The sequence below is a fragment of the Mycobacterium sp. IDUB_28 genome (assembly GCF_055419285.1).
This window is the reverse complement of record NZ_JBVAXK010000006.1, coordinates 80,355-103,205: the sequence shown is the minus strand read 5'-3', so window position 1 is coordinate 103,205 and position 22,851 is coordinate 80,355. Positions and strand designations below refer to the sequence as shown.

Genomic DNA, 22,851 nt, shown 5'->3' with positions numbered 1-22,851 from the left:
GCTAGGGCCCACGCTCGGCGAGCAGGGGCGGAGGTCTGTCCGCTACATTTTCTCGGCGTAGGCCGACCATTCGACCTGCGAGGTGTTCAGCTTGCGCCCGGTGGGCGCGACATAGCGCTGCATGAGTTCGTCGGGTCCGAGTTGCTCCCTGAGTCGCCAGCCGTACTCGGCCAGGAACGGCGCCACTTCCTCTGGTTCAAGACCGAAGTGCCACAGGGGCTTTCGCCCGCGGACCGAGCGGTACAAGGCCCGGGTGCCGTATCTGTCGGTGCCGTCGATGAAGTCGCGACGGACATAGGTGAACACCAGGCGACTGCCCGGCGCCGTCGGCCGCAGGCCCTTCAGTGTGGTGCGCACCGCGTCCTCGGTGAGGTACTGGGTGACGCCTTCCCAAACGAAGAACACCCGGTAGTCGGGCAGGTAGCCGTGCTCGGCCAGCGCGGTCAGCAGATCGTCGCGTTCGAAGTTCAACGCCACCAACCGAACTGAGAGCGGCAGCTCGCCCAGCACCCGTCGTACCGTCTTGGCTTTGCGGGCGATGTTGACCGGCAGGTCCACCTCGAAGAAGAGTTTGCGAGTCTGCCGGTTCAGTCGGTAGGCGCGAGTGTCCAAGCCCGCGCCGAGCACCACCACGGCGTCGATCTGGTCGCGCGCCTCGTCCAGCTTCTCGTCGATGAATCGTTTGCGGCAGGCCAGATTGGCCCACAGGCCGCGACCGGTCCGTTCTGACGTGCGGATCAGCGCGCGACGGACGGCAGGCCACCGGGTGGTGGCGACGAGCAGTCGCATCGGTATCGGTAGGAAGAGTTCGGCGAGGTCGTCGTCCACCAACCTGCGGTCGGCAGGCTCGTTCTGCTCGACAGCCGTCAGCACCATGGGGCCAAAGGCAGTGCGTGCAGCGGAGTTTCGGGACATGTGCCTACCTCTTGTTGACGCAGCCCGCATCCACCGGCATGGCGATGCCGGTGATGTAGCGAGCCTGGTCAGATACCAACCACGCCACGGCGTTGGCGATGTCTTCGGGCTGCATGATCTGCACGGGAAGCGCATTGCCGGCGCCCGCAGCAAATCCCGACGAAGCCATATCCGCCAGCCACTTCAGGGTGAACTCATTGTTGATCATCGGCGTTGCTACCCCGCTCGGATGGATCGAATTCACTCGAATATTGTGCGGGGCAAGCAGATTGGCATACACCCGCATCAAACCGACCAGCCCGTGTTTGGCGGCCGCGTAGCCGATCGCGCCGGCGTCGGCGCTGGCCACGCCGATCAGACCCGCCGACGAACTGATCAACACGATCGACCCGCCGTCTTCCCGCATTTTCAGCGCCGGTATCGCGACCTCGATCGTGTAGTACACGCCGGTCAGGTTGACGTCGATGACGTCGCGCCACCCGTCGTCGCCGGACTGCATCGGGGCGATACCGGCGTTGGCGACGACGATGTCGAGCCGGCCGAAGCGGTCGATGCCGGCCTGCAATGCGGCCTGCAGCGCGGCTCGGTCCCGGACATCGGCCTGCTGTGCCACGATTCCGGCGCCGGTGTCTTCGACCAACTGGGCAGTGGTCGCCAATTCTTCGGCGGAGCCCAGCGGATAGCGGACGCTGTCGATCTGATCGCACAGGTCGACAGCGATGATGTCTGCGCCGTCAGCGGCCAGTCGCACCGCATGGGCGCGGCCCTGGCCACGTGCGGCGCCGGTGATGAAGGCAACTCGGCCCTCCAGCGGGCGGGGCATCAGGCGCGGATTTGCCCTTTATCGGGGTCGCCGGCCGGAACGGGCTGCAACATCTTGATGTCGGGCGCTCCGGCCAGGTGCTCGCCCGCGGCGCTGAACATCTTGCCGATGGCGGGTGACGTGCTGTGCGTCTTGAGGGCTTCCTCATCGGCCCACTGCTCCACGAACACGAAGGTCTCGCCAGTCTGGTGCAGCGAGTACAACTGGCAGCCGGGTTCGTCGTGCACCTCGCCGACCGCGGTGGTGAGGATCTCGCGGACGGTGTCGACCGATTCGGGCTTGACGGTGAGGGTGGCGACGACGACGACGGGCATGCTGGGGACTCCTGACGACTCTGGCGGGATGTGACGGGTGCAACTCGGCGACCGATTGTCACCCTACTCAGCCCGCCTGGTCACGAAACGGGGCACAGCTGCGGGGCAGCCAGAGATGCTCTTGTTACTAGTGTGGCGGTTGGTGCAGATGAGACTTTTGCGACTAGGCTTGCGGGCATGGCTAGTAAGACCGCGGCCCGCTCCGGAGCCCGAACGACCAGGTCAAAGGCGGCTTCCGGGGCTGGTGCGCGAAACGCCCGGTCGGGCGCACCGTCCCAGGCGCCCAGGAAACGTCCGAACAAGCCGGTCAAGCGGGCGACCAGGCCGGCGCGGCGCCGAAACCGGTCGCTGCTGGTCTCGGCGGGGCTCACTTGCGGCCGAGCGGCACGCGCGTCCTGGATGATGGCCGCCAGGGGCACCGGGAGCGCGGCGCGTTCGATCGGCCAAGCGCGCCATATCGAGCCCGGACATCGTCGCGACGGCATCGCGCTCGCGCTGTTCGCGGTCGCCGTAATCGTCGCCGCCAGTTCGTGGTTCGGCGCCGCCCGGCCGGTTGGCGCGTGGGTGGACGCGGGGCTGCGGATGTTCATCGGTTCGGCGGTGCTGCTCCTGCCGCTAGTCGCCGCCGCCGTGGCGATCGTGCTGATGCGCACGGCGCCCGACCCCGATGCGCGGCCCCGCCTCATTCTCGGCTCGAGCATGATCACCCTGTCGTTCCTGGGATTGCGACACCTGTGGTCAGGATCGCCCGAGCTTCCCGAGATGCGCAGGCGGGCAGCGGGATTCGTCGGGTTCGCCATCGGTGGCCCGCTCTCCGATGGCCTGACGCCGTGGATCGCGGCGCCGCTGCTGTTCATCGGTGCCCTGTTCGGACTGTTGCTGCTGACCGGCATCACCATGCGTGAAGTACCCGATGCGCTCCGAAATATGTTCGGTACCCGGCTGTTTCACCGCGACTACGACGAGTACGACGACGAGGACGACCAGGACTTCGCCGGGGACGACGCCGACACCGAGGAAGTCACACCGGCCGAGGACTTCTCCGACGGCTATTACGACCAGTCGATCGATGACGTGCCGAGGGCGTGGCCGTCAGCCAAGGAACCGGTACCGGCCGAGCCGGTCGCCGACGACACGCCGACCGTTCCGGAACCCCGCCGGAAAAGTGCCAAGGCCGCGAAACGCGACACCGAGGTACTGGACCGGGTTGTCGAGGGCCCCTACACCCTGCCGTCGCTCGAGCTGCTCGTGGCCGGCGACCCGCCGAAAAAACGCAGTGCCGCCAACACGCACATGTCCGACGCCATCGGGGACGTGCTGACCCAGTTCAAGGTCGACGCAGCCGTCACCGGCTGCACCCGCGGTCCCACCGTCACCCGCTACGAGGTCGAACTGGGCCCCGGGGTCAAGGTGGAGAAGATCACCGCACTGCAGAAGAACATCGCCTACGCGGTGGCCACCGAAAGCGTCCGCATGCTGGCCCCGATCCCCGGCAAGTCCGCGGTCGGCATCGAGGTGCCCAACACCGACCGCGAAATGGTGCGCCTGTCCGACGTCCTGACCGCACCGTCGACCCGGCGTGACCACCACCCGCTGGTGATCGGGCTGGGCAAGGACATCGAAGGTGACTTCATCTCGGCCAACCTGGCCAAGATGCCGCACCTGCTGGTCGCCGGGTCCACCGGATCGGGCAAGTCCAGCTTCGTCAACTCGATGTTGGTCTCGCTGCTGACCCGGGCCACCCCGGAAGAAGTCAGGATGATCCTGATCGACCCGAAGATGGTGGAGCTGACGCCCTACGAAGGCATTCCGCACCTGATCACCCCGATCATCACCCAGCCGAAGAAGGCGGCGGCGGCGTTGGCGTGGCTGGTCGAGGAGATGGAGCAGCGCTACCAGGACATGCAGGCGTCCCGGGTGCGCCACATCGACGACTTCAACGCCAAGGTGCGTTCCGGTGCGATCACCACCCCACTGGGCAGCCAGCGGGAGTACCGGCCCTACCCCTACGTGCTGGCGATCGTCGACGAGCTGGCCGACCTGATGATGACCGCACCACGCGACGTGGAGGACGCGATCGTGCGGATCACCCAGAAGGCGCGCGCGGCCGGCATCCACCTGGTGCTGGCCACCCAGCGCCCGTCCGTCGACGTCGTCACGGGGCTGATCAAGACCAACGTGCCGTCGCGGCTGGCGTTCGCCACCTCCTCACTGACCGACAGCCGGGTGATCCTGGACCAGGCCGGCGCCGAGAAACTCATCGGCATGGGCGACGGGTTGTTCCTGCCCATGGGTGCGAGCAAACCGGTGCGCCTGCAGGGCGCCTACATCAGCGACGAAGAGATCCAAGCCGTCGTCGCAGCCTGCAAGGACCAGGCCGAACCCGAATACACCGAGGGCGTTACCGCCGCCAAGTCCACCGGCGAACGCACCGACGTGGACCCCGACATCGGCGACGACATGGACGTGTTCCTGCAGGCCGTGGAGCTGGTGGTATCCAGCCAGTTCGGCTCGACGTCCATGCTGCAGCGCAAGCTGCGGGTCGGCTTCGCCAAGGCCGGCCGGCTGATGGACCTGATGGAGACCCGCGGCATCGTCGGGCCGTCCGAGGGGTCCAAGGCGCGCGAGGTGCTGGTCAAGCCCGACGAGCTGGCCGGCACGCTGGCCTTGATCCGGGGCGGCAGCAACGCCGACGGATCCGAATAGGCCGCTCGCGCGCCTACAAGACCAGCAGCATGCGGGAGTTCCCCAGCGTGTTGGGTTTGACGTAGCTCAGGTCGAGGAACTCGGCGACACCGATGTCATAAGAGCGGCACATCTCCTCGAATACCTCGGCGGTGACCGGAGTGCCCTCGATCTCGGTGAATCCGTGCCGGCTGAAGAATTCGGTCTCGAAGGTCAGCACGAAGAGTCGCCGCAACTCCAGCTCGCGCGCGACTTCCAGAAGCTGCGCGACGATCGCGTGCCCGATGCCGTGGCCGGTCAGCGCGGGATCGACCGCCACGGTCCGGATTTCGCCGAGATCGGACCACAGCACATGCAATGCTCCGCAGCCCACGACCTTGCCGGAACCGTCAGGGTGTTCGGCGACCCAGAATTCCTGGACGGCCTCATAGAGCGTGACGAGATTCTTTTCCAGCAGGATGCGTCCGGAATAAGTGTCGACGAGTTGTTTGATCGCGGGCACATCGGACGTGCGCGCGCGCCGCACCACCGGCCCAGAATCCGGTCGACTTTCGTTCACGCCGCCACAGTATCGACGTCGAGGTTCGCTTGAGCTGGTCAACAGCTATTCTGTTGCCGTGTCGGGGCAGCCGGAAACCGGTGAGATAGCTGGTCCTGCCAGCATTGCCAACCTGGCCAATGTGCTCACGCTGCTCCGCCTGGTATTGGTCCCGATCTTCTTGTACGCCTTGTTCTACGGCGACGGTCACCACACCTACGCGCGGATCGTCGCGTGGGCGATTTTCGCCGTCGCCTGCATCACCGATCGGTTTGACGGCCAGCTGGCCCGCAATTACGGGATGGCGACGGAATTCGGCGCCTTCATCGATCCGATCGCGGACAAGACCCTGATCGGCGCGGCGCTGATCGGTCTGTCGATGCTGGGCGAGCTGCCATGGTGGATCACCGTGCTGATCATGAGCCGTGAAATCGCGATCACCGTGTTGCGGCTGGCCGTCATCCGGCGTGGGGTCATTCCCGCCAGCTGGGGCGGCAAGGTGAAAACACTGGTCCAAGCGGTGGCGATCGGATTGTTCGTCCTGCCGTTGTCAGGTTTCCTGCACACGGCGGCGCAGGTGGTGATGGGACTGGCGATCCTGTTGACGGTGGTGACCGGCATCGACTACGTGGCTTCGACGGTCCGCGAAATCCGGCACACCAAACCCGCAGCCTAGATTTCAGCGCGTCGCCGGGAACCATCGCCGCCCGCAGCTGCGTTGACCTGAAGTCCCATGTTTTTTGGGGGATCCGGCGGATGAAGGAGAGCGCAATGGCGGCACTGGTGCGCGAGGTCATTGGCGACGTGCTGCGGGGAGCCCGGACGGCACAGGGCCGCACGCTGCGCGAGGTGTCCGATTCGGCGCGGGTCAGCCTCGGGTATCTCTCCGAAGTCGAACGCGGCCGCAAAGAGCCGTCCAGCGAACTGCTGACCGCGATCTGTGAAGCGCTGCAGGTCCCGCTGTCGCAAGTCCTCATCGACGCCGGCGAGCGGCTGGCCGGTGAGGACCGTGCCGCCCGCAGCGCGATTCCGGGCATCGACGCCGGCACCAAGGTGGTCATTCCGCCGGTTGCCCGGCTGGCCGTGGCCTGAGTGCTGCAGCGGCACTGAGGGTGGGGCTGAGCGCGCTCACCTACTAAGTTGAGCGGCAAGGGTAGCGTTGCGGCCCAACCGGCACACAAGAAGCGAAGGCGGAGCTCACCGATGGCCAATCCGTTCGTCAAAGCGTGGAAATACGTCATGGCGTTGTTCAACTCCAAGATCGACGAGCACGCCGACCCCAAGGTGCAGATTCAGCAGGCCATCGAGGAGGCCCAGCGCACCCACCAGGCGCTGACCCAGCAGGCCGCGCAGGTGATCGGCAATCAGCGCCAGCTGGAGATGCGGTTGAACCGGCAGCTGGCGGACATCGAGAAGCTGCAGGTCAACGTGCGTCAGGCGCTGACCCTGGCGGACCAGGCCGTCGCCAGCGGAGATGCCGCCAAGGCGACCGAGTACAACAACGCGGCAGAGGCGTTCGCTGCCCAGCTGGTCACCGCCGAGCAGAGCGTCGAGGACCTCAAGACCCTGCACGACCAAGCCCTGCAGGCGGCCGGACAGGCCAAGAAGGCCGTCGAACGCAACGCGATGGTGCTGCAGCAGAAGATCGCCGAACGCACCAAGCTGCTCAGCCAGCTCGAGCAGGCCAAGATGCAGGAGCAGGTGAGCGCGTCGCTGCGCTCGATGAGCGATCTCGCCGCGCCGGGCAACACCCCGAGCCTCGACGAGGTCCGCGACAAGATCGAGCGGCGCTACGCCAACGCGGTCGGTTCGGCCGAACTGGCGCAGAGCTCGGTGCAGGGCCGGATGCTCGAGGTCGAGCAGGCGGGCGTCCAGATGGCCGGGCATTCCCGGCTGGAGCAGATCCGCGCCTCGATGCGCGGCGACGCGCTGCCGGCCGGCGGCGCGGCCGCGCCGGGGATCAACACCACCAAGCCGGTGACCGAGACCGGCGGCGCGGTTCCCGAGAAACCCTTCGGCCAGTAGGAGAGTGGACTGATGGTGGCGAGGTCGAATCAGCGCGGGTTGTGGCGGGGATTGCTGCAGCGTGGATTCGACACCCTCGCCGACGCGACCGACCTGCTGGCCAGAAAGGTCACCGCCATCTCCGACCCCCGCGCGCGCCAGCTGCGGCGGCGTCGACGCGCGCTGCGCTGGGCCTGGATCTTCACCGCCGGAGTGGCGTTCTGGGGGCTGGTGACCGCGGTGCTGGCGGCGTGGGGCTGGTTTGCGCTGCTGCTGCAGATCACCGGCGCCGTGGCGGTGCTGATGGTGATTCCGGCGACGCTGCTGTTCTTCCGCTACCGATGGTTGAAAGCCGAGCCCCTTCCCGCGCAGCGACCTGCCGGCGTGCGACGACTGCCGCCGTCCGGTTCGGCGGCGCGCCCGGCGATGTATGCGCTGGGTGCCTCCGAACGGGGATTCTTCTCGCTGCTCGGGGTGATCGAGCGCGGCGCAATGCTGCCGGCCGAGGAAATCGGGGACCTGACCGACGCGGCGAAACGTAGCTCGGCGGCAATGGCGGCCACCGCGGCCGAGGTGGTGTCGATGGAACGCGCCGCGCATTCGTCGGCGTCCTCGCGCTCATACCTGGTGCCGACCATCAACGCCTATACCGCACAGCTGGGCGCCGGTGTCCGCCAATACAACGAGATGGTGACCGCGGCGGCGCATCTGGTCTCGTCGGCCAACGGCGACAACGGCGGCGGCGTGGTGATGCTCACCCAGCAGCGATACCGCGACGAGCTCGTCGGCGCCACCGACCGGTTACTCGGGTGGGCGCAGGCTTTCGACGAACTCGGCGGTCTCAGAAAGGCCCAGTAGGGACCTCTTACAGCGTTTTGCGCAGGGACGGGATGACGACTCCGACCAGCCCGCGCACGATCGCCTTGAGGAAGTCGAAGCTGTCGAAATAGTCCCGCCACAGCGTGATCCGGCCGTCGTGCACCTCGAAGATCCCGCACACCCAGAATTGCAGCCGCAGCGGACCGAAGATCAGCGCGTCGGTGCGCTCGGTGAGTACCGCGTTTCCGTCTGCCGCCACCCGGTGGAACTTCACCTCGAAGCCGATCCGGCCTTGCATCTTGCGGAACATCTTGCCGACTGTGCGTCCGCCGCGGATCTTTGAGTAGCCGACGTTCTCGTAGAGCAGGTCGTCGGCCAGGGCGGCCTCCGCAGTGTCGAAATCCTCATCCTGCAGGGCGTACAGAAATCCCTCCACTGTGCGGATGTTGTCGTCTGTCCGGGTCTTGTCGTCCGTCTGAGTCAGCTCAGTCATGGTTGCCAGCCTAGGCGAGTGCCGCTGTGGCAGGGTAGGGCCGATGCGCGTCGCCGTGGTCGCCGGGCCGGACCCCGGACACTCGTTTCCCGCGATCGCGCTGTGCCAACGCTTCCTGGCCGCCGGTGACACACCCACGTTGTTCACCGGGGTGGAATGGCTGGAAGCGGCCCGCAACGTCGGCGTCGACGCTGTCGAGTTGGACGGGTTGACGGCCACCGACGAGGATGTCGACGCCGGAGCCAGAATTCATCGCCGAGCTGCGCGGATGGCGGTGCTGATCGCGCCGACGTTGCGTCAGCTGGGGCCGGATCTGGTGGTTTCCGACGTCATCACCTCCGGAGGCGGGCTGGCCGCCGAACTGCTCGGGATTCCCTGGGTCGAGCTGTGTCCGCATCCGCTGTACCTGCCGTCCAGAGGACTGCCGCCGATCGGCAGCGGACTGGCGCCTGGGGTGGGGCTGCGCGGCCGCCTGCGCGACACCGTGATGCGGCAGCTGACGGCCCGTTCCGTGCGGGCGGGTCTGCGTCAACGCGCCGCGGTTCGGGTCGACATCGGGTTGCCGGCGCGCGATCCCGGCCCGGTGCGGCGGCTCATCGCCACGCTGCCCGCCCTGGAAGTACCGCGCCCGGACTGGCCGGCCGAGGCCGTCGTAGTGGGGCCGTTGCACTTCGAGCCGACCGACCAGGTGCTAGACGTCCCGCCGGGGCCGGGACCGGTGGTGATGATCGCGCCGTCGACCGCGGCCACCGGCACCGTCGGGCTGGCGGAGCTGGCGCTGGAATGCCTGAAACCGGGGGAGACGCTGCCGTCCGGTGCCCGGCTGGCGGTGTCGCGGCTCGGCGGCGACGAGCTGACGGTGCCACCGTGGGCGGTGGTGGGGTTGGGGCGCCAGGACGAACTGCTGACGCATGCCGATGTGGTGATCGGCGGCGGTGGTCACGGATTGGTGGCCAAGACGCTGTTGGCCGGGGTGCCGCTGGTGGTGGTGCCGGGCGGTGGCGATCAGTGGGAGATGGCCAATCGGGTGGTGCGCCAGGGCAGTGGTGAACTGATTCGTCCCCTGACCGCCGAATCGCTGGTGGCCGCGGTGGGCAAGGTGCTGTCCTCGCCCGGGTATCGCGCGGCAGCCCAGCGGGCCGCCGGCAGCGTTGCCGGGGTGGCCGATCCGGTGCGGGTGTGCCGCGAAGCTTTGGCTGGGTGACTGGCTGGGTATTTTGGCTGCGTGCGGCTGACGGAGTTCAACGAGCGGGTGGTGCTGCGCTTCGGTGCGGCTTATGGGTCGTCGGTGCTGGCTGATCACGTGCTGAGTGGTTTCGGTGGCCGGACCGCCGCGCAGGCGATCGAGGACGGCGTCGAGCCGCGCGACGTGTGGCGGGCGTTGTGCGCCGACTTCGACGTGCCCCGCGACCAGTGGTGATCGTCTCGCCCTTGGCGTCGAGGCTGTGGTGTCGTCGAGCCTGTACTGGTGGCGTCGAGCCTGTACTGAGGACGCCGGTTGGCCGAAAATCCCGCCGCCAGTACAGGCTCGTTGCGCTGCGCACCGCAGTCTCGATGGACTAGATGCCGCAGTCGCCGCACTTCCCGCCGCCGGGCAGGCGGTAGTAGAGGCAACAGCTGTTGCGCCGGAAGCCCAGGTTGTCGCTGATCTGGCCTGCTCCGACCAGTGCGCCAGTGTCCAACAGCTCACCAGTGGTACGCGCGATCGTGTCGCGCAGGTCTGGCCGCGCCGCGAGCAGCATGCGGGCGGTGCCGGTGAGCGCGGATGCGATGTTGCCGTAGAGCAGGCCGGGCGCCAGGTTGATGTCCAGTCCGGCCGCGAACCGCTCCATGTGGTCCTGCACGACGACGCGATACAGGAGTTCCGGGGACGGCGCGACGGGTTCGCCGGCGGGGGCGGGCAGCCGTAACTGTGCGCCGTCGTCGGCTCGCTGCAGGTCGCTCAGGTCGGGCAGGACGCCGTGGGCGAGTACGCAGGCCAGCACCGGGGACCACAGCCGGGCGGCGTGGCCGAGCTGCACCAGGGAAGCACCGATGCGCGGCTCGGAGCTGGCCAGGCGGGCGTTGGTGGCGTCGATCAGGTCGGCGAAGCCGTCGGCATAGGACGCGGTCACCGGATGCCATCCCGCCGGGTCGCCGCCCACTGTGACTGCGAAAAAACCGCCATACGCGGAGATGTCGACGAGCGGTGCGGAGATGTCCATGTGTCTTTGCGGGTGTCTTTCCGGCGATATTGCCATACACCGCGTGTCGAACTTGAGTCGAACAGGTGTTCGGCTACTGTGGGTGACATTCGGTGATCTCGACTTGTCGGTGGCCTTCTCTAGTGTCACAGCCAACCGACCGATCCCGGTCACCGAACACCGACTACAGGAGAGGCACCATGGCACAAGCCCCTGACCGCGAGAAGGCTCTCGAACTGGCGATGGCCCAGATCGAGAAGAGTTACGGCAAAGGCTCGGTGATGCGCCTCGGTGACGAGGTGCGCCAGCCGATATCGGTGATTCCCACCGGATCCATCGCGCTGGACGTCGCACTGGGCATCGGCGGGTTGCCGCGTGGCCGGGTCATCGAGATCTATGGCCCGGAATCCTCGGGTAAGACCACTGTGGCGCTGCACGCGGTGGCCAACGCCCAGGCCGCCGGGGGTGTCGCGGCGTTCATCGACGCCGAACACGCGCTGGATCCGGATTACGCCAAGAAACTCGGCGTCGACACCGATTCCCTGCTGGTCAGCCAGCCGGACACCGGTGAGCAGGCCCTCGAGATCGCCGACATGCTGATCCGTTCGGGCGCGTTGGACATCGTGGTCATCGACTCGGTGGCGGCCCTGGTGCCACGCGCCGAGCTCGAGGGCGAGATGGGCGACAGTCACGTCGGACTGCAGGCCCGGCTGATGAGCCAAGCGCTGCGGAAAATGACTGGCGCACTGAATAATTCGGGCACTACCGCGATCTTCATCAACCAGTTGCGGGAAAAGATCGGAGTGATGTTCGGCAGTCCAGAGACCACCACCGGCGGTAAGGCGCTGAAGTTCTACGCGTCGGTGCGGATGGACGTGCGTCGGATCGAGACGCTCAAAGATGGGACCAACGCGGTCGGCAACCGCACCCGGGTCAAGGTCGTCAAGAACAAGGTGTCGCCGCCGTTCAAGCAGGCCGAGTTCGACATTCTCTACGGCCGGGGAATCAGCCGGGAAGGCTCGCTGATCGACATGGGTGTTGATCAGGGCTTCATCCGCAAGTCCGGCTCCTGGTTCACCTACGAGGGCGAACAGCTTGGCCAGGGCAAGGAAAACGCCCGCACCTTCCTGTTGGAGAACGCCGAAGTGGCCAACGAGATCGAGAAGAAGATCAAGGAAAAACTCGGCATTGGCGCAGTGGTGACCGATGACGGCGTCCTGCCCGCCCCCGTCGACTTCTGAGCGTCGCGATGAGCAGGCGCGGGCGCTGTGCCTGCGCCTGCTCACCGCACGGGCGCGCACCCGGGCCGAATTGGCCGGGAAGCTGGCCCAAAAGGGCTATCCCGACGATGTCAGCAAACGGGTTCTGGATCGGTTGGCTGCCGTCGGGCTAGTGGACGACGAGGATTTCGCCGAGCAGTGGGTGCGGTCGCGGCGGGCGAACGCGGGCAAGAGCAAGCGCGCGCTGGCTGCCGAGTTGCACACCCGAGGGGTGGACAACGAGGTGATCAGCACCGTGCTGGCCGGGATCGATGCCGGCGCTGAGCGGGCCCAAGCCGAGCAACTGGTGCGCACTCGCCTGCGCCGGGAGGAGCTGGGCGAAGACGACACCAAGGTGACGCGCAGGTTGATCGCAATCCTGGCGCGGCGCGGGTACAGCCAGGCGGTGGCGTGCGAGGTGGTGTTGGGCGAGATGGCTGCGGAACGGGAGCGGCGCCAGGTGTAGGGGTGAAGACGGCCGACACGGCACCGGTGTGCCGGCCGCCAGTACCATGGCCCAGTGACTTCGACGGTGGCTCCGGACGTGGCGGGCGACGCTGCGCCGCTGTCGGCGCGCACTTACCAGGTCCGCACCTACGGCTGCCAGATGAACGTCCACGACTCCGAACGCCTGGCGGGCCTGCTGGAGGCGGCCGGCTACCGGCGCGCAGCAGACGGGACCGATGCCGACATCGTCGTGTTCAACACCTGCGCCGTCCGGGAGAACGCCGACAACAAGCTCTACGGCAACCTCAGCCACCTCGCCCCGCGCAAGCGCAGCAACCCCGACATGCAGATCGCGGTCGGCGGCTGTCTGGCCCAGAAGGACCGCGACCTGGTGCTTCGCCGGGCACCGTGGGTCGACGTCGTCTTCGGCACCCACAACATCGGCTCGCTGCCCACGTTGCTGGAACGGGCCCGGCACAACAACGCCGCCCAGGTGGAGATCGCCGAGGCCCTGCAGGAGTTTCCGTCGTCGCTGCCCAGCGCCCGCGAATCCGCTTATGCCGCTTGGGTTTCCATCTCCGTCGGGTGCAACAACAGTTGCACGTTCTGCATCGTGCCGTCGTTGCGGGGCAAGGAAGTCGACCGCAGCCCGGCCGACATCCTGGCCGAGGTGCGGTCGCTGGTGGACACCGGCGTGCTCGAAATCACGCTGCTGGGCCAGAACGTGAATGCCTACGGCGTTTCGTTCGCCGATCCCGCACTACCCCGCAACCGCGGCGCTTTCGCCGACCTGTTGCGGGCCTGCGGCCACATCGACGGTCTGGAACGCGTCCGGTTCACCTCGCCGCACCCGGCCGAGTTCACCGACGACGTGATCGAGGCGATGGCGCAGACGCCGAACGTCTGCCCGGCGCTGCACATGCCGCTGCAGTCCGGGTCGGACCGCGTCCTGCGGGCGATGCGTCGGTCCTACCGCGCCGAGCGCTACCTGGGCATCATCGAACGCGTCCGAGCGGCCATGCCGCACGCGGCCATCACCACCGACCTGATCGTGGGTTTTCCCGGTGAGACCGAGGAGGACTTCGCGGCCACCCTCGACGTGGTGCGGCAGGCGCACTTTGCGGCCGCGTTCACTTTTCAGTACTCCCAGCGCCCCGGCACGCCGGCCGCGGCGCTCGCCGACCAGCTGCCCAAAGCCGTGGTGCAGGAGCGGTACGAGCGGCTCGTCGAACTGCAGGAACGCATCTCTCTCGAGCACAACCGGGCGCTGGTCGGCCAGCCGGTCGAGTTGCTGGTCGCCACCGGTGAGGGGCGTAAGGACGCCAGCACTGCGCGCATGAGTGGCCGCGCCCGCGACGGGCGACTGGTGCATTTCGCCGCCGGTGACGCGCGGATCCGTCCCGGCGACATCATCACCGTGCAAGTCACCGACGCCGCACCGCATCACCTCATCGCCGACGCCGGCATCTTGACCCACCGCCGTACCCGGGCCGGCGACGCGCACGCCGCCGGCCAGGGCCGTCGCGGCGTCGGTCTGGGGATGCCCGCCGTCGGGCAGCCCGCCGCCGCAACCCAGCCAATCGGGTGCGGCGGATAGGCTCGGAAGGCATGAGCAGAAAAGCGGACGGCGCGGATTTCGACGCCTACCGGTCCGAGATCGAGGCGGCTGAACGGCGCGTCGCCCGTGAAATCGACCCCGGCGCGCGAGCTTTGGCCGTGGCGATCCTGGTTTTCGTGCTGTTGGGGTCGTTCGTGCTGCCGCACACCGGCAGCGTGCGCGGCTGGGACATGCTGTTCAACACCCACGACGCACCGGGGGCCGCCGTGGCGCTGCCATTGCGGGTTTTCGTCTGGTTGACGCTGGTGTTCGGCGTCGGGTTTTCCATGCTGGCGTTGCTGACCCGGCGCTGGGCGGTGGCGTGGGTGGCGCTGGCCGGATCGGCACTGGCCAGCGGCACCGGATTGCTGGCCGTCTGGTCGCGGCAGACCGTGCCGGCCGGCCACCCCGGTCCGGGCGTCGGGTTGTTCGTCTCGTGGCTGACGGTGATCGTGCTGACGTTCCACTGGGCCCGGGTGGTGTGGCAGCGCACCGTGGTGCAGTTGGCCGCGGAGGAAGAACGTCGCCGCGTTGTGGCCCAACATCAATCCAAGACCCTGCTGGACGGCCTGCAGCCCGACGAGCCACCGGCCGACCCCGGCGACCGCTAGGACCGCCGGGTCAGCGCCTTCGCAGCCGCGTCCGCCCACTGCCGCCATTGTTCGGCGTTCGCTTTGGCTTCCTCGGCTTCCTTGGTCTTTCCGGCCGCCGCAGCCTTGGCGGCCTGCTGTTCGTACTGCTCGGCGCGCGACCGGAACTGCTCGGCGCGCGCCTGAGCCTGCGGATCGGCGCGATCGGACTCACCGGCGTCGCGAACCTTCTTCTCCACCGCGCGCAGCCGTCGCTCCAAATCGGCGGACCGCTCCCGGGGCACCTTGCCGATCGCGTCCCACTTGTCTCCGATCGTGCGCAGCGCGGCCCGGGCGGCGTCCTGATTGCTCGGGTCGATCTTCTCGGCTTCAGCCAGCAGCGCCTCTTTGGCCGCGGCGTTGGCGCGGAACTCCGCATCCTTTTCCGCGGTGGCGGCATTGCGCGCCGTGAAGAACGAGTCCTGCGCGGCCTTGAAGCGGCGCCACAGGGCGTCGTCGACGTCTTTGCTGGCCCGGCCGGCCGTCTTCCATTCGGTCAGCAGCTTGCGGAACTCCGCGCTGGTGGTGCCCCAGTCCGTCGAATCCGACAACGCCTCGGCGCGTTCGCACAGCCGCTCCTTGGCCTGGCGCACCCCCGAACGCTCCCGGTCCAGTTCGGCGAAATGGGACCCGCGCCGCCGGTTGAACGTCTCGCGGGCCGCGGAGTAGCGCTTCCACAGCGCGTCGTCGACCTTGCGGTCGAGTCCGCTGATGGTCTTCCACTCGTCGAGGATGGCCCGCAGCCGGTCGCCGGCCACCTTCCAATGCGTGGAGTTCGCAGCCAGATCCTCGGCCTCGGCGGCCAGCGCCTCCTTGCGGGCGGTCTGCGCGGCCCGGTGCTCCTCGCGTCGGGAACGGTGCGCGGTGACATAGACGTCGATACGGGCCTGGATGTCGGACAACCGGCGTTCCAGCGCGTCGATGTCGCCCAGCACCGCCGCGGTCGGCAGGGTCGCGGCCAGCGCCGCGGCGTTGGCGTTGATCTTGCGCGGATCTCCCGTGCCCGACACCAACCGCTCTTCCATCAGGGTGACTTCGGTGCTGAGGTCGTCGAACCGCCGGCCGAAGTGGGCAAACGCCGCCTCGCGGTCGCCGGCCTGCCAGGATCCCACGACGCGCTCACCGGAGCCGGTGACCAGCCACACGGTGCCGTCGTCGTCGACGCGGCCGAATTTGTGCGGGTCACTGTGCGGGGCCTTGACCAGGTGAGCCGCCGCCGGGCGGGGCCCGGGGCCGGGTAGGCCGGGACGGGGGCCCGGTCCGGGGCGAGGCCCCGGACGAGGTGCGGGCACCGGCTTCGCGGTCGGATTGATCGACTCCGCGGAGTCATTGCTACCGGGCTGGTCACCCGTCATTGTGCTCGTCACCTGTCCTTCTCCGATCGCGCGGTCGACTTCCCGCGCAGCGGCCGCGCGCAGCGGCACCTCGACGGTCGGCAGTTCTGGTGCGGTGCCGACCGGTTTCCCACAAGTATTGAAGCAGTTCGGCGAGCGGTGTGCCGCCACCTTCGGCTATCGCTGCTTTTCAGCGCCGCCGCCCGGGTAACGAATCGGTTCCCGTTCGATTGCGCCGGATAGGCCCTATCCGCAGGCGGGTACCGTGACTTTGGGCATTGCGACAACACGCAGGGCAGGTGTTTTTCACAGCTTCTGCATAGCCGGCCCTGGGTGGCGCTCAGCTTGATGAGCGAGGCTTTGGGGTCGCACCAGCGGGTATCGAAGGCGTCGCGAACGTGCTGAATCACTGTTCACAGCGCCTTGCAGAGCCATAGAGTGTTCGGTTAACTGCCAGCGACAATCAGGTGTACGTGCACCTGACGGGGGGAAACTGGCGGCGGAGTTCGGGAATTGAGGGTCGCCCATGTCAATGGTTGGGATCGCCGGGATCATCGCTTTGTTCGCGGCGCTGGCATCGGCAACCGGTGATGTGATCCGGCAGCGCTCGGCTCACGAGATCACCGACAAGGAGGTCGGCCACCTCCAGCTGTTCGGCATGTCCTTGCGCGACGCCCGTTGGTGGACGGGCGGTCTGTGCGCGATCCTGAACTACAGCCTGCAGGCTGTGGCGTTGATCTGGGCATCGGTCATGCTGGTGACCACGCTTCAGGTGACGGCTCTGCTGTTCGCGTTGCCCATCTATTCGCGCCTCACCCATCACAAGATCACCCGCTCGGAATGGATGTGGGCCGTCACCCTCGCCGCGGCCCTCGCCGTGGTGATCAAGGTCGGCGACCCGTTGGCCGGCCACGACCGCGCGCCCCTGCTGACCTGGATCATCGTCGCCGCGGTGATGGGCCCCCTGCTGGTGTCGTGTCTGGTGGCGGCCAGGATCTGGCACGGACGTCCGCAGGCTGCGGTGTTGCTGGCGGTCGTGGCAGGCTCGTCGCTGGCGTTGTTCGCGGTGCTGACCAAGGGCGTGGTGGAAGTCGTGCACAAAGACGGACTCGGCGGCGCGGTCACCTCGCCGGAGTTCATTCCCTGGTTGGTCACGATGTTGTGCGGGATGATCTTCCAGCAGTCCGCGTTCCGGGCCGGTGCGTTGACCGCCTCTTTGCCGACGATGACAGTCGCTAAACCCGTGGTGGCTGCGACACTGGGCACCCTGGTGCTCGGCGAGACGATCTCGGCCAACGGCCCGGAGGCATTCGTGCTGATCGCGGCGGTCGCGATGGTGATCGTCGCGACCGTGGCGCTGGCCCGCGGCGAAGCTGCGCAGATCGTCGCCGACGCCGGCGGCGACGCCCCGCACGTCGACGAATCAGCCCCGCCTCCGACGGGCACCGTCAGCGCGGCCGACGGCTCGGCGCTGGGGTCGACCTCCGGGTAGACCGGTCGGGGCCGCCTGGAGAAGTTAGTTTTAGGGCGTGCTGAGCGCAATCGCGATTGTTCCGTCCGCGCCGGTGCTGGTCCCCGAACTGGCCGGCGCGGCCGCCGCAGAAATCGCCGACCTGAGCGCTGCGGTGAGCGCGGCCGCGGCAGTCCTGCCCGACAGCTGGGTCGCCCTGGGCATCGGCAGCGCCGACGCGGTGCTGGGTCCGGAATGCACCGGCAGCTTCGCAGGATTCGGGGTCGATGTGCGGGCTCAGTTGGGGCCGGACGGCACGATGCCGGTGACGATGCCGCTGTGCGGGCTGATCGCGGCCTGGCTTCGCGGCCAAATCCGGCCCGACGGCAGCGCCTCGGTCTGGGTGTGCGCGGCGGGCCAGGACTCCGGCGCCGCGGTGGCCCGCGGCCGCCGGCTGCGTGCTGAGATCGACCGCGCGACCGAACCGACCGGCGTGCTGCTGGTCGCCGACGGCGTCAACACCCTGACGCCGCGCGCGCCCGGCGGGTACGACCCCGCCACCACCGACATACAGCTGGCCCTCGACGACGCACTGGCCGGCGGCGACGTCGGCGCCCTGACCCGGCTGCCGGATCAGGTCCTGGGCCGGGCGGCGTTCGCGACATTGGCCGGCCTGATGCTCACCGCACCGCGGACGGTCAAGGAGCTCTACCGGGGGGCACCCTACGGGGTGGGCTATTTCGCCGGTGTCTGGCAGCCGTGAGACCGCTGGCCATCATCGGACCGACCGGCACCGGCAAATCGCAACTGGCACTCGACGTCGTCGAACGGCTCGGCGGTCCGGCCGAGATCGTCAACGCCGACGCGATGCAGCTTTACCGCGGCATGGATATCGGGACCGCCAAGCTGCCCGTCGCGCAGCGCCGCGGTATCCCGCACCACCAGCTCGACGTCCTCGACGTCACCGAGACAGCGACTGTGGCGAACTATCAGCAGGCCGCGGCCATCGACGTCGAGGCGATCCGGCGCCGGTCAGCGGTGCCGGTGGTGGTCGGCGGGTCGATGCTCTATCTCCAGTCGTTGCTCGACGACTGGTCTTTTCCCGCAACCGATCCCGTGGTGCGCGCCCGATGGGAGCAAAGGCTCGTCGAACTCGGGGTCGGCGGCTTGCACGCCGAACTGGCGCAGCGTGATCCGGCCGCTGCCGCGACAATTCTGCCCACCGACGGCCGGCGCATCGTGCGTGCGTTGGAAGTCGTCGAGCTCACCGGCCAGCCGTTCGCCGCGTCCGCGCCGCGCATCGGTGCCCCCCGCTGGGGCACGGTGATCATCGGATTAGATTGTGAGACAACGATTCTCGATCAGCGACTGGCGAAGCGCACCGAGGCGATGTTTACCGACGGGCTGGTCGAAGAAGTGCGCGGGCTGCTGGATCGCGGCCTGCGCGACGGTGTCACCGCGTCCCGTGCGCTGGGGTATGCCCAAGTGCTTGCGGCGCTGGATGCCGGCGGGACGCCCGCGTTGCTCGACGACGCCCGCGAGCAGACATTCGTCGGTACCCGCCGCTATGTACGACGACAGCGGTCCTGGTTCCGTCGCGACCACCGGGTGCAGTGGATCGACGGGACCGCCGAGGGTGCCGTCGATGAGGCGTTGCGGGCCTGGCGGCACGTAACCTGATCTGGTGCGTTTCGCCAAAGGTCACGGCACCCAGAATGACTTCGTGCTGCTGCACGACGTGCAGAGCCGAGCGGACCTGTCCGCCTTCCGGGTTGCTGCGTTGTGCGACCGGCGCCGGGGCCTGGGCGCCGACGGGGTCCTGCGGGTCACCACCGGTGGCGCCGCTGTGGCGGCCGGCGCGCTGGCACGCCTGCCCGACGGAGTGGGCGCCGGCGACTGGTACATGGACTACCGCAACGCCGACGGCTCGACCGCGCAGATGTGCGGCAACGGCGTGCGGGTCTTCGCCCACTATCTGCGGGCCAGCGGGCTGGAATCGCGCGACGAGTTCGTCGTCGGGTCACTGGCCGGCCCCCGGCAGGTGAGCCTGCACAGTGTCGATGCCACCAACGCCGACATCACCGTTGACATGGGCAAGGCCAACCGGACCGGCGCGGGGGAGGCGCTCGTCGGGGGGCGGCGTTTCACCGGCGTAGCTGTCGACGTCGGCAACCCGCACCTGGCCTGCGTCGACCCGCAGCTGACGCCGGCGACCCTGGCGGCGCTGGACGTGGCGGCCCCGGTCGGCTTCGACGCCGAACAATTCCCCGACGGCGTGAACGTCGAGATCCTGACCGCTCCCGCGGACGGGGTGGTCTGCATGCGGGTGCACGAACGGGGTGTCGGCGAAACCCGTTCCTGCGGAACCGGAACGGTGGCCGCGGTGGTCGCCGCGCTGGCAGCCGAGGGCCTCGACACCGGGACGTTGACGGTCCGGGTGCCCGGCGGCGACGTCGTCGTCACCCTCACCGAGGCCACCAGCTTCCTGCGGGGCCCTTCGGTACTGGTGGCCCACGGCGAGCTCGACGACGGCTGGTGGGACTCGCCGGTCTGATATTCGGGTGCGTCAGCCGCCGCGACGTGCCACCATCGAAAGCGCTTATGACATATCCAGATTCGCCCGAGACGGGCATTCCAGAACCCAGCCTCGGTGAGCTGGCGCTCGAAGACCGATCGGCGCTGCGCCGTGTCGCCGGGTTGTCGACCGAACTCACCGATATCTCCGAGGTCGAGTACCGCCAGCTGCGGCTGGAACGAGTGGTGCTGGTCGGTGTGTGGACCGAGGGCAGCGCGTCGGACAACCAGGCCAGTCTGGCCGAACTGGCCGCCCTGGCCGAGACCGCCGGATCCGAGGTGCTCGAGGGTCTGATCCAGCGCCGCGACCGTCCCGACCCGTCCACCTACATCGGGTCGGGCAAAGCGCAGGAGTTGCGCGAAGTGGTGGTCGCAACCGGCGCCGACACGGTGATCTGTGACGGCGAGCTGTCGCCCGCCCAGCTCACCGCGCTGGAGAAGGCCGTCAAGGTCAAGGTCATCGACCGCACCGCGCTGATCCTGGACATCTTCGCCCAGCACGCGACCAGCCGGGAGGGCAAGGCGCAGGTGGCGCTGGCCCAGATGGAATACATGCTGCCGCGACTGCGCGGGTGGGGTGAGTCGATGTCACGGCAGGCCGGTGGCCGGGCCGGTGGCAGTGGCGGCGGCGTGGGGTTGCGTGGCCCCGGCGAGACCAAGATCGAGACCGACCGGCGGCGCATCCGTGAGCGCATGTCCAAGCTGCGCCGCGACATCAGGGCGATGAAGCAGGTCCGCGACACCCAACGCAGCCGTCGGTTGCAGGCCGACATGCCTTCGATCGCCATCGTCGGCTACACCAACGCCGGGAAATCCAGTGTGCTCAACGCCTTGACCGGCGCCGGCGTCCTGGTCCAGGACGCGCTGTTCGCCACCCTGGAACCCACCACCCGCCGCGCCGAATGGGACGACGGTCGCCCGTTCGTGCTCACCGACACGGTCGGGTTCGTCCGTCACCTGCCCACCCAGTTGGTCGAGGCGTTTCGCTCCACCTTGGAGGAGGTGGTCGACGCCGACCTGCTGGTGCACGTGGTCGACGGCTCCGATGTCAATCCGTTTGCCCAGATCAGTGCGGTGCGACAGGTCATCTCGGACGTGGTCGCGGATCATCACGGCGATGCGCCGCCAGAGCTGCTGGTAGTGAACAAGATTGACGCGGCCGGCGACCTGATGCTGGCCAGGTTGCGGCACGAACTGCCCGGCGCGATGTTCGTCTCGGCTCGCACCGGTGACGGGATCGACGCTTTGCGGAGCCGGATGGCCGAACTCGCGGTGCCGACCGACACCGCGGTGGACGTGGTGATCCCCTACAGCCGCGGCGATCTGGTGGCGCGGGTGCACTCCGACGGGCGGGTGCAGCAGGCCGAGCACCAGACCGACGGCACCCGTATCCAGGCCAGGGTCCCGGTGGCGCTGGCCGCCGCCCTTGCGGAGTTCGCGGCACGCGGCTGACGACCTCCGGCACCGACCAACCACCCGGTTGGTATATGTTGGGGAAAGAAACATACATCTTTCCGACATCCGGAGGCCATACGCATGGGTAGCGCCGTCAAATACCAGCGCACGCTTTTCGAACCCGAGCACGACTTGTTCCGGGAGTCTTACCGGGCCTTCCTGGACCGCCACGTCGCTCCCTACCACGAGGAATGGGAGAAGGCCAAGATCGTCGACCGCGGCGTCTGGCTGGAGGCCGGCAAGCAGGGCTTCCTGGGTATGGCGGTGCCGGAGGAGTACGGCGGCGGTGGCAACCCCGACTACCGCTACAACACGATCGTTACCGAGGAGACCGTGGCCGGGCGCTACAGCGGTCTCGGATTCGGCCTGCACAACGACGTGGTGGCGCCCTATCTGCTGAAACTGACCAACGAAGAGCAGAAGCAGCGCTGGCTGCCCAAGTTCTGCACCGGCGAGCTGATCACCGCGATCGCGATGACCGAGCCGGGCACCGGCAGCGACCTGCAGGGCATCAAGACCCGCGCCGTCAAAGAGGGTGACCACTACATCCTGAACGGGTCGAAGACGTTCATCACCAACGGGATCAACTCCGACCTGGTGATCGTGGTCGCCCAGACCGACCCGGAGAAGGGCGCCCAGGGATTCAGCCTGCTGGTCGTCGAGCGCGGCATGGAGGGCTTCGAGCGGGGCCGCCACCTGGACAAGATCGGTCTGGACGCGCAGGACACCGCCGAACTGTCCTTCACCGACGTCAAGGTGCCGGTGGAGAATCTGCTGGGCGAAGAGGGTCTGGGCTTCATCTATCTGATGCAGAACCTGCCGCAGGAGCGGATCAACATCGCCATCATGGCCGCTGCGGCGATGGAGGCGGTGCTGGAGGACACCGTGCAGTACGCCAAGGAGCGCAAAGCATTCGGCAAGCCGATCGGCAGCTTCCAGAACACGCGGTTCCTGCTGGCCGAACTGGCCACCGAGGCCACCGTGGTGCGCATGATGGTGGACAACTTCCTGGCCCTGCACCTGGAGGAGAAGCTGACGGTCGAGCAGGCCGCGATGGCCAAGTGGTATTCCACCGAGAAGCAGGTTCACCTGATCGACCGGTGCCTGCAGCTGCACGGCGGATACGGTTACATGCGCGAATACCCGGTTGCCCGTGCGTATCTCGATGCTCGCGTGCAGACCATTTACGGTGGCACGACCGAGATCATGAAAGAGATCATCGGCCGCAGCCTCGGCGTCTGACGGTCGGCGGCCGCAGGCCGCGATTTCGATGTGGAACGTTGACCGGATCGAGCCCTGACGTAGCGTCGGTCCGTGCGAAATGCGTATCCG

Annotated in this window: 24 protein-coding genes; 17 read left to right on the top strand and 7 right to left on the bottom strand. The window is 67.8% G+C overall.

Features of this window, described 5'->3' with window-relative positions; genetic code table 11:
• Positions 1-42: 42 nt before the first annotated feature.
• The 3 genes from ACZYZ9_RS14380 to ACZYZ9_RS14370 are packed head-to-tail and all read right to left on the bottom strand — an operon-like array spanning position 43 to position 2,052.
• Positions 43-915, bottom strand: a complete 873-nt coding sequence (locus ACZYZ9_RS14380; RefSeq protein ID WP_463826929.1) for an SAM-dependent methyltransferase — start codon at positions 913-915, stop codon at positions 43-45.
• A gap of 4 nt (positions 916-919) precedes the next feature.
• Entirely contained in the window at positions 920-1,741 is an 822-nt protein-coding gene (locus ACZYZ9_RS14375; RefSeq protein WP_463827169.1) for a mycofactocin-coupled SDR family oxidoreductase, read from the bottom strand.
• Positions 1,738-2,052: a putative quinol monooxygenase gene (locus ACZYZ9_RS14370; protein WP_463826928.1), complete on the bottom strand. Its 315-nt coding sequence runs from the start codon at positions 2,050-2,052 to the stop codon at positions 1,738-1,740. Before ACZYZ9_RS14370 ends, ACZYZ9_RS14375 begins: the two co-directional genes overlap by 4 nt.
• 177 nt (positions 2,053-2,229) lie before the next feature.
• Here ACZYZ9_RS14370 and ACZYZ9_RS14365 point away from each other — a divergent pair, with 177 nt between their 5' ends.
• On the top strand, positions 2,230-4,758 hold the full coding sequence (locus tag ACZYZ9_RS14365; RefSeq protein ID WP_463826927.1) for an FtsK/SpoIIIE family DNA translocase: 2,529 nt from the start codon (positions 2,230-2,232) through the stop codon (positions 4,756-4,758).
• Between the two features lie 13 nt (positions 4,759-4,771).
• Here the strand turns inward: ACZYZ9_RS14365 and ACZYZ9_RS14360 are convergent, their stop codons facing one another.
• The gene (locus ACZYZ9_RS14360; RefSeq protein ID WP_463826926.1) at positions 4,772-5,296 is read right to left on the bottom strand and encodes an amino-acid N-acetyltransferase; all 525 of its coding nucleotides are present in this window, start codon (positions 5,294-5,296) and stop codon (positions 4,772-4,774) included.
• A 58-nt stretch (positions 5,297-5,354) separates the two neighbouring features.
• Here ACZYZ9_RS14360 and pgsA point away from each other — a divergent pair, with 58 nt between their 5' ends.
• The 4 genes from pgsA (at position 5,355) to pspM (ending at position 8,137) form a co-directional block, all read left to right on the top strand.
• Complete coding sequence (gene pgsA, locus ACZYZ9_RS14355; RefSeq protein ID WP_463826925.1) at positions 5,355-5,951, top strand: CDP-diacylglycerol--glycerol-3-phosphate 3-phosphatidyltransferase; 597 nt, start codon at positions 5,355-5,357, stop codon at positions 5,949-5,951.
• A 95-nt stretch (positions 5,952-6,046) separates the two neighbouring features.
• Positions 6,047-6,367, top strand: a complete 321-nt coding sequence (gene clgR, locus ACZYZ9_RS14350) for a transcriptional regulator ClgR (protein WP_463827168.1) — start codon at positions 6,047-6,049, stop codon at positions 6,365-6,367.
• A 111-nt stretch (positions 6,368-6,478) separates the two neighbouring features.
• On the top strand, positions 6,479-7,300 hold the full coding sequence (gene pspA, locus ACZYZ9_RS14345; protein WP_463826924.1) for a phage shock protein PspA: 822 nt from the start codon (positions 6,479-6,481) through the stop codon (positions 7,298-7,300).
• Between the two features lie 12 nt (positions 7,301-7,312).
• Positions 7,313-8,137, top strand: a complete 825-nt coding sequence (gene pspM, locus ACZYZ9_RS14340; RefSeq protein WP_463826923.1) for a phage shock envelope stress response protein PspM — start codon at positions 7,313-7,315, stop codon at positions 8,135-8,137.
• Positions 8,138-8,144: 7 nt separating this feature from the next.
• Here the strand turns inward: pspM and ACZYZ9_RS14335 are convergent, their stop codons facing one another.
• Positions 8,145-8,591 carry a limonene-1,2-epoxide hydrolase family protein gene (locus ACZYZ9_RS14335; protein ID WP_463826922.1) on the bottom strand — a complete coding sequence of 149 codons (447 nt, stop codon included), beginning with the start codon at positions 8,589-8,591 and terminating at the stop codon, positions 8,145-8,147.
• 43 nt (positions 8,592-8,634) lie between these two features.
• Between ACZYZ9_RS14335 and ACZYZ9_RS14330 the strand changes: the two genes are divergently transcribed.
• On the top strand, positions 8,635-9,795 hold the full coding sequence (locus ACZYZ9_RS14330; RefSeq protein ID WP_463826921.1) for a glycosyltransferase: 1,161 nt from the start codon (positions 8,635-8,637) through the stop codon (positions 9,793-9,795).
• A gap of 21 nt (positions 9,796-9,816) precedes the next feature.
• On the top strand, positions 9,817-10,011 hold the full coding sequence (locus ACZYZ9_RS14325; protein ID WP_463826920.1) for a DUF3046 domain-containing protein: 195 nt from the start codon (positions 9,817-9,819) through the stop codon (positions 10,009-10,011).
• Between the two features lie 139 nt (positions 10,012-10,150).
• On the opposite strand, the gene ACZYZ9_RS14320 is transcribed toward ACZYZ9_RS14325, so the two are convergent.
• Complete coding sequence (locus ACZYZ9_RS14320; RefSeq protein ID WP_463826919.1) at positions 10,151-10,795, bottom strand: (2Fe-2S)-binding protein; 645 nt, start codon at positions 10,793-10,795, stop codon at positions 10,151-10,153.
• 179 nt (positions 10,796-10,974) lie between these two features.
• Here ACZYZ9_RS14320 and recA point away from each other — a divergent pair, with 179 nt between their 5' ends.
• The 4 genes from recA to ACZYZ9_RS14300 are packed head-to-tail and all read left to right on the top strand — an operon-like array spanning position 10,975 to position 14,688.
• The gene (gene recA, locus ACZYZ9_RS14315) at positions 10,975-12,015 is read left to right on the top strand and encodes a recombinase RecA (protein WP_463826918.1); all 1,041 of its coding nucleotides are present in this window, start codon (positions 10,975-10,977) and stop codon (positions 12,013-12,015) included.
• Entirely contained in the window at positions 11,981-12,499 is a 519-nt protein-coding gene (gene recX / locus ACZYZ9_RS14310; protein WP_463826917.1) for a recombination regulator RecX, read from the top strand. Before recA ends, recX begins: the two co-directional genes overlap by 35 nt.
• A gap of 54 nt (positions 12,500-12,553) precedes the next feature.
• Entirely contained in the window at positions 12,554-14,077 is a 1,524-nt protein-coding gene (gene miaB, locus ACZYZ9_RS14305) for a tRNA (N6-isopentenyl adenosine(37)-C2)-methylthiotransferase MiaB (protein WP_463826916.1), read from the top strand.
• Between the two features lie 11 nt (positions 14,078-14,088).
• Entirely contained in the window at positions 14,089-14,688 is a 600-nt protein-coding gene (locus ACZYZ9_RS14300) for an Rv2732c family membrane protein (protein WP_463826915.1), read from the top strand.
• Here ACZYZ9_RS14300 and ACZYZ9_RS14295 read toward each other — a convergent pair.
• A complete protein-coding gene (locus ACZYZ9_RS14295; RefSeq protein WP_463827167.1) occupies positions 14,685-16,061 on the bottom strand; it encodes a DUF349 domain-containing protein in 1,377 nt (458 codons plus the stop codon). The genes ACZYZ9_RS14300 and ACZYZ9_RS14295 overlap by 4 nt on opposite strands.
• A gap of 505 nt (positions 16,062-16,566) precedes the next feature.
• Here ACZYZ9_RS14295 and ACZYZ9_RS14290 point away from each other — a divergent pair.
• From ACZYZ9_RS14290 to ACZYZ9_RS14265, 6 genes are all read left to right on the top strand, one after another.
• Positions 16,567-17,532: a DMT family transporter gene (locus ACZYZ9_RS14290; RefSeq protein ID WP_463826914.1), complete on the top strand. Its 966-nt coding sequence runs from the start codon at positions 16,567-16,569 to the stop codon at positions 17,530-17,532.
• Between the two features lie 37 nt (positions 17,533-17,569).
• Positions 17,570-18,253: a class III extradiol ring-cleavage dioxygenase family protein gene (locus ACZYZ9_RS14285; protein WP_463826913.1), complete on the top strand. Its 684-nt coding sequence runs from the start codon at positions 17,570-17,572 to the stop codon at positions 18,251-18,253.
• Complete coding sequence (gene miaA, locus ACZYZ9_RS14280) at positions 18,250-19,170, top strand: tRNA (adenosine(37)-N6)-dimethylallyltransferase MiaA (RefSeq protein WP_463826912.1); 921 nt, start codon at positions 18,250-18,252, stop codon at positions 19,168-19,170. The genes ACZYZ9_RS14285 and miaA overlap by 4 nt, the downstream gene beginning before the upstream one ends.
• Positions 19,171-19,174: 4 nt before the next feature.
• Positions 19,175-20,044: a diaminopimelate epimerase gene (gene dapF / locus ACZYZ9_RS14275; protein ID WP_463826911.1), complete on the top strand. Its 870-nt coding sequence runs from the start codon at positions 19,175-19,177 to the stop codon at positions 20,042-20,044.
• Between the two features lie 47 nt (positions 20,045-20,091).
• Positions 20,092-21,516: a GTPase HflX gene (gene hflX, locus ACZYZ9_RS14270; RefSeq protein WP_463826910.1), complete on the top strand. Its 1,425-nt coding sequence runs from the start codon at positions 20,092-20,094 to the stop codon at positions 21,514-21,516.
• 84 nt (positions 21,517-21,600) lie between these two features.
• Positions 21,601-22,761, top strand: coding sequence for an acyl-CoA dehydrogenase family protein (locus tag ACZYZ9_RS14265; RefSeq protein ID WP_463826909.1), 1,161 nt, complete (start codon positions 21,601-21,603; stop codon positions 22,759-22,761).
• Positions 22,762-22,851 lie beyond the last annotated feature (90 nt).

Bases quoted from the DNA above. Each gene is read 5' to 3' on its own strand.
- recX (WP_463826917.1), top strand. From the start codon at position 11,981: ATGACGGCGTCCTGCCCGCCCCCGTCGACTTCTGAGCGTCGCGATGAG.
- ACZYZ9_RS14330 (WP_463826921.1), top strand. From the start codon at position 8,635: ATGCGCGTCGCCGTGGTCGCCGGGCCGGACCCCGGACACTCGTTTCCC.
- ACZYZ9_RS14295 (WP_463827167.1), bottom strand. From the start codon at position 16,061: ATGACGGGTGACCAGCCCGGTAGCAATGACTCCGCGGAGTCGATCAAT.
- pspA (WP_463826924.1), top strand. From the start codon at position 6,479: ATGGCCAATCCGTTCGTCAAAGCGTGGAAATACGTCATGGCGTTGTTC.
- ACZYZ9_RS14370 (WP_463826928.1), bottom strand. From the start codon at position 2,052: ATGCCCGTCGTCGTCGTCGCCACCCTCACCGTCAAGCCCGAATCGGTC.
- ACZYZ9_RS14320 (WP_463826919.1), bottom strand. From the start codon at position 10,795: ATGGACATCTCCGCACCGCTCGTCGACATCTCCGCGTATGGCGGTTTT.
- ACZYZ9_RS14335 (WP_463826922.1), bottom strand. From the start codon at position 8,591: ATGACTGAGCTGACTCAGACGGACGACAAGACCCGGACAGACGACAAC.
- clgR (WP_463827168.1), top strand. From the start codon at position 6,047: ATGGCGGCACTGGTGCGCGAGGTCATTGGCGACGTGCTGCGGGGAGCC.
- pspM (WP_463826923.1), top strand. From the start codon at position 7,313: ATGGTGGCGAGGTCGAATCAGCGCGGGTTGTGGCGGGGATTGCTGCAG.
- ACZYZ9_RS14380 (WP_463826929.1), bottom strand. From the start codon at position 915: ATGTCCCGAAACTCCGCTGCACGCACTGCCTTTGGCCCCATGGTGCTG.
- recA (WP_463826918.1), top strand. From the start codon at position 10,975: ATGGCACAAGCCCCTGACCGCGAGAAGGCTCTCGAACTGGCGATGGCC.
- ACZYZ9_RS14265 (WP_463826909.1), top strand. From the start codon at position 21,601: ATGGGTAGCGCCGTCAAATACCAGCGCACGCTTTTCGAACCCGAGCAC.
- hflX (WP_463826910.1), top strand. From the start codon at position 20,092: ATGACATATCCAGATTCGCCCGAGACGGGCATTCCAGAACCCAGCCTC.
- ACZYZ9_RS14290 (WP_463826914.1), top strand. From the start codon at position 16,567: ATGTCAATGGTTGGGATCGCCGGGATCATCGCTTTGTTCGCGGCGCTG.
- ACZYZ9_RS14300 (WP_463826915.1), top strand. From the start codon at position 14,089: ATGAGCAGAAAAGCGGACGGCGCGGATTTCGACGCCTACCGGTCCGAG.
- ACZYZ9_RS14365 (WP_463826927.1), top strand. From the start codon at position 2,230: ATGGCTAGTAAGACCGCGGCCCGCTCCGGAGCCCGAACGACCAGGTCA.